5 protein-coding genes and 2 pseudogenes are annotated in these 7,075 nt (G+C 66.3%); 6 read left to right on the forward strand and 1 reads right to left on the reverse strand.

Annotation, left to right across the window (positions count from 1 at the left end; translation table 11 throughout):
- The 6 genes and pseudogenes from ACLQ62_RS09375 to pheT all read left to right on the forward strand — a co-directional run.
- Nucleotides 1-184, forward strand: a pseudogene (locus ACLQ62_RS09375) (amino acid ABC transporter ATP-binding protein); the annotation flags it as partial.
- A 35-nt stretch (nucleotides 185-219) separates the two neighbouring features.
- Nucleotides 220-1,089: a glutamate ABC transporter substrate-binding protein gene (locus ACLQ62_RS09380; protein ID WP_411721380.1), complete on the forward strand. Its 870-nt coding sequence runs from the start codon at nucleotides 220-222 to the stop codon at nucleotides 1,087-1,089.
- A gap of 79 nt (nucleotides 1,090-1,168) precedes the next feature.
- Entirely contained in the window at nucleotides 1,169-1,816 is a 648-nt protein-coding gene (locus tag ACLQ62_RS09385; RefSeq protein WP_411721381.1) for an amino acid ABC transporter permease, read from the forward strand.
- On the forward strand, nucleotides 1,813-2,733 hold the full coding sequence (locus tag ACLQ62_RS09390) for an amino acid ABC transporter permease (protein ID WP_411721382.1): 921 nt from the start codon (nucleotides 1,813-1,815) through the stop codon (nucleotides 2,731-2,733). Before ACLQ62_RS09385 ends, ACLQ62_RS09390 begins: the two co-directional genes overlap by 4 nt.
- A 27-nt stretch (nucleotides 2,734-2,760) precedes the next feature.
- Nucleotides 2,761-3,801: a phenylalanine--tRNA ligase subunit alpha gene (gene pheS / locus ACLQ62_RS09395; RefSeq protein WP_411721383.1), complete on the forward strand. Its 1,041-nt coding sequence runs from the start codon at nucleotides 2,761-2,763 to the stop codon at nucleotides 3,799-3,801.
- Between the two features lies 1 nt (nucleotide 3,802).
- On the forward strand, nucleotides 3,803-6,328 hold the full coding sequence (gene pheT / locus ACLQ62_RS09400; protein ID WP_411721384.1) for a phenylalanine--tRNA ligase subunit beta: 2,526 nt from the start codon (nucleotides 3,803-3,805) through the stop codon (nucleotides 6,326-6,328).
- A gap of 138 nt (nucleotides 6,329-6,466) precedes the next feature.
- On the opposite strand, the pseudogene ACLQ62_RS09405 reads toward pheT, so the two are convergent.
- Nucleotides 6,467-7,075: pseudogene (locus tag ACLQ62_RS09405) on the reverse strand (short-chain dehydrogenase); the annotation flags it as partial.

Below are 7,075 nucleotides of genomic sequence, written 5' to 3' on the forward strand. Positions count from 1 at the left end.
CGCCAAGGACGGCATGACCATGGTCGTCGTCACCCACGAGATGGGCTTCGCCCGCAAGGCGGCGGGGCGCGTGCTGTTCATGGCCGATGGCGAGATCGTCGAAGAGGCCACGCCGGAGAAGTTCTTCACCGACCCCCAGAGTTCGAGAGCGAAGGACTTCCTCTCGAAAGTACTCACTCACTGACCGGTGAGTGTGAAGCACAGCAACAGGAGGAAACCATGCGGCTCAGAAAAAGCCTGATGATCTCAGCCATCGCCCTTTCCGGTGTTCTCGCATTGAGCGCCTGCGTGGACTCGGGTGCGCCGACCGAGGAGGAAACGCCCACAGAGGAGGTCGTCGAGTTCGAGGCGGGCACGACCATGGCCGAGCTCAACGAGGCCGGCGCGATCACGATCGGCACGAAGTTCGACCAGCCGCTGTTCGGCCAGGTCGACGCGAGCGGTGACCCCCAGGGCTTCGACGTCGAGATCGCCAAGATCATCGCCTCCAAGCTGGGTATTCCGGAGAGCGGCATCATCTGGACCGAGACTCAGTCCGCCAACCGCGAGCCGTTCATCCAGTCCGGTGAAGTCGACATCGTCGTGGCGACCTACACGATCAACGACAAGCGCAAGGAAGTCATTTCGTTTGCCGGGCCGTACTACATGGCCGGCCAGTCGATCCTGACGCTCGCCGACAATAAAGACATCAAGAGCGAGAAGGACCTCACCGGCCAGCCGGTCTGTTCGGTCACCGGATCGACCCCGGCGGCCAAGCTCGCCGAGATCGGCGCAGAACCCGTCCTCACCGACACCTACTCGAACTGCCTGGAGCCGCTGCGCACCGGACAGGTCGTCGCTGTGTCGACCGACAACGTGATCCTCGCCGGCCTCGCCGCGCAGAACGAGGGCGAGTTCAAGGTCGTCGGCAAGCCGTTCACCGAGGAGCCGTACGGTATCGGTCTCGCCAAGGATGACACGGAGTTCCGCGACTGGATCAACGACGTCCTCGAGGAAGCCTACGAAGATGGTTCGTACGAAGAAGCATGGAACAGCACCGCTGGTACCGTGCTCGAGTACGTCGAGCCGCCGGCTGTAGACCGCTACTAAACAACCCGGACACAAACGGGGCGGGGATTCTCCCGCCCCGTTTGTGAGTACGTGCACTCATAGAAACGGAAGAGGCCACATGGACGTCATCATTGACAACCTGCCTCGATACCTCTCAGGCTTCGGGATGACCCTGCAATTGCTGATAATCGCGGCAATTGGGGCCCTGATCATCGGCACGTTCATCGCGGCCATGAGAATCTCCCCGGTGGCGTCTCTTCGCGGCTTCGCGACGGTGTACACCGAATTGGTTCGGAACACCCCGCTGACGCTCGTCTTGTTCTTCTGCGCGGTGGTCGTGCCGTACCTCGGGGTCCGTACCGATTTCGCCACCCTCGCGACAATCGGTCTCACCGTTTACACGTCGCCGTTCATCGCCGAGGCCCTTCGGTCCGGGATCAACGGTGTGCCCCTCGGTCAGGCGGAGGCCGCGCGGAGCCTCGGTCTCGGATTCGGCCAGACCATCGGTACCGTCGTGCTCCCACAAGCGTTCCGGATGGTCATCCCGCCGCTCATCAACGTCATCATCGCGCTCACCAAGAACACATCAGTGGCGGGCGGTTTCTTCGTCGCCGAACTTTTCACCATCGGTAAAGAGCTCGCCAACGCGAACGGCGACGCGGTCGTTGCCGTCCTGCTCGGCGTCGCGACGTTCTACCTGATCATCACGATCCCTCTCGGAATCCTTGCGGCAAGACTCGAAAAGAAATGGGTGGTGACGCGATGAGCGGCTCTGTTCTCTTCGACGCACCCGGGCCGAAAGCCAGACGCCTCTCGATCATCCTGTCCATCGTTGTCGGCTTGCTTCTGCTCGGCGGGCTGTATTTCCTCTACAGCATCCTTGCGGCGCCCCGCACGGCGGCCGGTGGACTGACCCTGCCCGGAATGTTCGACCCGAGCCGGTGGAACATCTTCATCGATCCTCAGGTCTGGACCTTCATCGGCAGCGGAGTGATGGGCACTCTGCGAGCGGCTGGGGCCGCCGCGGTGCTGGCACTTGTGATCGGTGTCGTCTTCTCCCTGCTGCGGACGGCAAAGACCTCGTGGATCCGAATTCCGACGACCGTAGCCCTCGAATTCATCCGCGGCATGCCCGTGCTTTTGATGATGCTGTTCATCCTCCTGGCGTTCTCGAGCGGCTCCTACCTGGCGGTCGTTCTGGCTCTGGGGCTCTATAACGGCGCAATCATCGGTGAAGCGCTCCGTGCCGGGCTGGCCTCTCTTCCGCGGGGCCAGCGCGAAGCCGGACTCAGCCTTGGCATGCGTGAGCTGCAGTCCAAAATGCTCATCGAGTTCCCCCAGGCGTTCCGCCAAATGCTCCCGATCATCGTCGCGCAGCTCGTCGTGCTCCTCAAAGACACGTCACTCGGGTTCATCGTCGGGTACTTCGAACTCCTTCGATCCACCATGAACAACCTGGCCAGCTTCTACGGGAGCCGCTACCTGTTCTCGCTTTTCGCGGTCACCTTCGTGATCTACCTGCTCATGAACCTGTCACTGTCCTGGGTCGCCCGCTGGTTGTCGAGGCGGACCGACTCCGCCCGACGGGGCGGCGTAGCAGGCACGGACGTCCCGGTGGACCCGGGACTCGCGATCGCACAGGCGTCGGCAGCAGCGAGGCAGCAAGGGGAGGGCGGGGTCTAGCTGTGCCACTCGGTAGACTTGTGACCCGTGTCCGACTCTCCCGAAATTTCCGAAACCACAGTGAACGCTGCGGTGGAGGCCGCGCTCAAGTCTATCGCCGCTGACGCCGACTCCTCCGCCCTCAAGCAGGTGCGCACCGAGCACACCGGTGAGTCCTCGCCGCTGGCGAAGCTCAACGGCATGCTGCGATCCGTCGCTCCCGACCAGAAGGCGCCGCTCGGCAAGCTCGTCGGCCAGGCCCGCGGCCGGGTCAACGCCGCCTTCGCCGCCCGCGAGCAGGAAATCGTCGAGGTGGAGAACGCCGCACAGCTCGCCGCCGAAGCCGTCGACGTGACCGCACTCGCCAGCCGCTACCGGGCCGGCGCGCGGCATCCGCTGACCTTGCTGCAGGATCGGGTGAGCGAAATTTTCACCGGAATGGGCTGGGAGATCGCCGAAGGACCAGAGGTCGAGAGCGAGTGGTTCAACTTCGATGCGCTCAACTTCGACGCCGACCACCCGGCGCGCGCCATGCAGGACACCTTTTTCATCGACCCGCCCGAGTCGCACCTCGTGCTGCGCACCCACACCTCGCCGGTGCAGGTCCGGTCGCTGCTCGACCGTGAGCTCCCGGTCTACGTGCTCGCCCCTGGCCGGGTGTACCGCACCGACGAGTTCGACGCGACGCACCTGCCCGTGTTCATGCAATTCGAGGGCCTCGCCGTCGACAAGGGCCTGACCATGGCGCACCTCAAGGGAACGCTCGACCACTTCGTGAAGTCGATCTTCGGCGATGAGGCGAAGATTCGCCTGCGCCCGAGCTACTTCCCGTTCACCGAGCCGAGCGCCGAGCTCGACTTCTGGCACCCGACGTTCAAACACGGTCCGCGATGGATCGAGTGGGGCGGCTGCGGCATGATCAACCCGAATGTGCTGCGCGCGGCCGGTATCGATCCGGACGAGTATTCCGGTTTCGCCTTTGGCATGGGAATCGAGCGTGGCCTGATGCTGCGCAACGACGTCCAGGACATGCGGGAGATGGTTGAGGGCGACGTGCGCTTCTCACAGCAGTTTGGAATGGTGGTTTAGCATGCGGGTGCCCCTGAGTTGGCTCGCCGAATACGTCGATCTCGCACCGGGATCGACGACCGAAGACGTCCACGCCGCACTGGTGAAGGTCGGCCTCGAAGAGGAAGACGTGCACCGCTTCGACGTGACCGGGCCGGTCGTCGTCGGAGAGGTGCTCGAGTTTGTCGATGAGCCGCAGAAGAACGGCAAGACCATCCGCTGGTGCCAGGTGCGTGTCGCCCCGGACGGCGAACTCGCCGCCGACGGTGGCCAGGCGATCCACGGCGTCGTCTGCGGCGCCGACAACTTCTTCGTCGGTGACAAGGTCGTCGTGACCCTGCCGGGCGCCGTGCTGCCCGGCCCGTTCCCGATCGCGGCGCGCAAGACCTACGGTCACGTCTCCGATGGCATGATCGCCTCCACCCGTGAACTCGGCCTCGGTGACGAGCACGACGGCATCCTGCGCCTGTCGACGCTCGGTGTCGACGCTGAGGTGGGTACGGATGCCATCGCACTGCTCGGTCTGGATGACGCAGCAGTGGAGATCAACGTCACTCCCGATCGCGGCTACGCGTTCTCCATCCGTGGTGTCGCCCGCGAATACTCGCACGCCACCGGTGCCGCATTCCGCGACCCCGCCACCCGGAAGGAACTGAACACGCCGGTCGGCGACGGCTACCCCGTCGCGATCGACGACGTTGCGCCGATCCGCGGCCGCCAGGGAGCGAGCGTCTTCGCGACCCGTGTCGTGCGGGGCGTCGACGCCTCCCGTCCGACGCCGCCGTGGATGGTGTCGCGACTCAAGCTCGCCGGCATCCGTTCGATCTCGCTGCTCGTCGACATCACCAACTATGTGATGCTCGAGCTGGGCCAGCCGATCCACGGTTATGACCTCGATCGCCTCACCGGCGGCATCGTCGTACGTCGGGCCGTCGCCACCGAGACCCTCGAGACGCTCGACGGGCAGAAGCGCGCCCTCGACCTCGAGGACCTGCTCATCACCGACGGTTCCGGAGCCATCGGCCTCGCCGGCGTCATGGGCGGCGCCCGCACCGAAATGAGCGCCGAAACCACGAACGTGCTCATCGAGGCGGCGAACTTCGACCCGGTGTCGATCGCCCGCACCGCGCGCAGGCACAAGCTCCCCAGCGAAGCCTCCCGCCGGTTCGAGCGCGGGGTCGACCCGCGAATCGCCGTCGCCTCGGCAGCCCGCGTCGCTGAGCTGATGGTTTCACTCGCCGGCGGAACAGCGGATGCCGTCGCCGGCGTCGTCGGGGACCCGGCAGAGCCCGAGGCGATCCGGTTCCCGAACGGTTACGTTTCCGCCCTGATCGGCGTCGACTACACCGACGAGGAGATCCGCGGCTCGCTCGAGGAGATCGGCGCGACGATCGCCGACTCTGACGGTGCCCTGCTCGTCACGCCGCCGAGCTGGCGCCCCGACCTCGCCGACAAGTCCGACCTGGCCGAAGAAGTCGCCCGCATCGTGGGCTACGACCGGATCCCGTCGGTGCTGCCTGTCGCACCCGCCGGGCGTGGGTTGACCCGCTCTCAGCGCATCCGCCGCACGGTGGCCGATACTCTCGCTGCGGCCGGATCCACTGAGATCCTCGCGTTCCCGTTTCTCGGCGCCGCAGACAACAACCTGTACGGCTCGCCGAGCGACGGTGAGGTGCCGGCGATCAAGGTCGCCAACGCCCTCGACGCGAGCGCCCCGTACCTGCGGACGACGCTTCTGCCCGGACTCATCGAGGCGGCGAAACGCAACCTCGCTCGCGGGCTGACCGACCTGTCGCTGTTCGAGGTCGGGCTCGTCTTCACCCCGGAGGCCGGCAGGAATTACGGTCAGGTCGAGCTCCCGTCCGGCGTCGCCCTGCCGACCGACGGGCAGCTCGCCGAGCTCAACGCCGGCATCCCGCCGCAGCCCCGCCACATCGGCGTGCTCATCCTCGGCAACGCCGTGGCCAAGCAGCCCGGGCAGCCCGCTGTCCCCTCCGGCATCGCGGATGCCCTCGCCGCCGTTCGACAGATCGGGCTGGCGACAGGCGCGACGATCGAGGTCCTGCAGGGCAGTCACAAGGCTCTGCACCCGGGACGGACAGCCGAACTGCGCATCGGTGGTCGTCCCATCGGCTTCGCCGGTGAACTGCTGCCGCAGCTTGCGCTCGACTCCGATCTGCCACGCGTCGTCGCCGTTGTCGAACTCGACCTCGATGCGCTGCTCGAGTCGACCGATGCGTCCTTCACCGCCGGGGTGATCGGCACGCTTCCCGCCGCCACCCAGGACCTCTCGCTCGTCGTCTCGGTGGAGGCGCCTGCCGCAGCCGTCGGTGCGGCGGTACGTGAGGGTGCAGGGTCGCTGCTTGAAGACATCCGCCTGGTCGATGACTACCGTGGGTCTGGCCTCTCGGACGGCACGAAGAGCCTGACCTTCGCCCTGCGGTTCCGGGCGCCGGATCGCACGCTCACCGCGGCGGAAGCCTCAGAAGCCAAGCTCGCCGGCTCTGCCCTCGCGGCTGAACGCTTCGGGGCGCACATCCGCGACTGATCGCGCGCCGCCCGCACGACTTCACCCGCTGCGGACGAAAACATCCGGTACGCCGCATGTTCTCGTCCGCGACGGGTGTTTTCGCCTCCTCGTTGATCGAGTAGCGACCAAGCGTGCGAGCCCGCGTATCGAAATCTGCTACCAGGCGCCGGGGCGGTAGTCCTTGAGGAAGCAGCCGTACAGGTCCTCGCCGGCCTCACCGCGCACGATCGGGTCGTACACCCGGGCGGCGCCGTCGACGAGGTCGAGCGGGGCGTGGAAACCCTCTTCGGCCAGGCGCACCTTCGTCGGGTGCGGGCGCTCGTCGGTGATCCAGCCGGTGTCGACGCTCGTCATGAGAATCCCGTCGCGCAGCAGCAACTCGTGGGCGCTCGTCCGCGTGAGCATGTTCAGAGCGGCCTTGGACATGTTCGTGTGCGGGTGGCCGGGCCCCTTGTAGCCGCGATTGAACTGGCCCTCGATCGCCGACACGTTGACGACGTACGTGCGCCGCGCCGCCGACGCAGCGAGCGCCGGGCGCAGCCGGCCGATCAGGATGAACGGCGCGGTCTGGTTGCAGAGCTGGACCTCGAGCAGCTCGACGGGGTCGACCTCGTGCACGACCGGGCTCCAGCTGTTGACGGGGGCGAGGTCGGGCACGTGCCCGCCGGCGTCGATCGCCCGCTCGGCGGCGATGCGCTCGGGCGACGCCGAGCCGGCGGTCAGCGCGAGCGCCGTCAGCGCCGCGGGCGTCGGCGTCCAGTGCGG

This window comes from Mycetocola sp. (genome assembly GCF_046716805.1).
Classification (GTDB): Bacteria; Actinomycetota; Actinomycetes; order Actinomycetales; family Microbacteriaceae; genus Mycetocola_A.

Bases quoted from the DNA above. Each gene is read 5' to 3' on its own strand.
- ACLQ62_RS09380 (WP_411721380.1), top strand. From the start codon at position 220: ATGCGGCTCAGAAAAAGCCTGATGATCTCAGCCATCGCCCTTTCCGGT.
- ACLQ62_RS09385 (WP_411721381.1), top strand. From the start codon at position 1,169: ATGGACGTCATCATTGACAACCTGCCTCGATACCTCTCAGGCTTCGGG.
- ACLQ62_RS09390 (WP_411721382.1), top strand. From the start codon at position 1,813: ATGAGCGGCTCTGTTCTCTTCGACGCACCCGGGCCGAAAGCCAGACGC.
- pheT (WP_411721384.1), top strand. From the start codon at position 3,803: ATGCGGGTGCCCCTGAGTTGGCTCGCCGAATACGTCGATCTCGCACCG.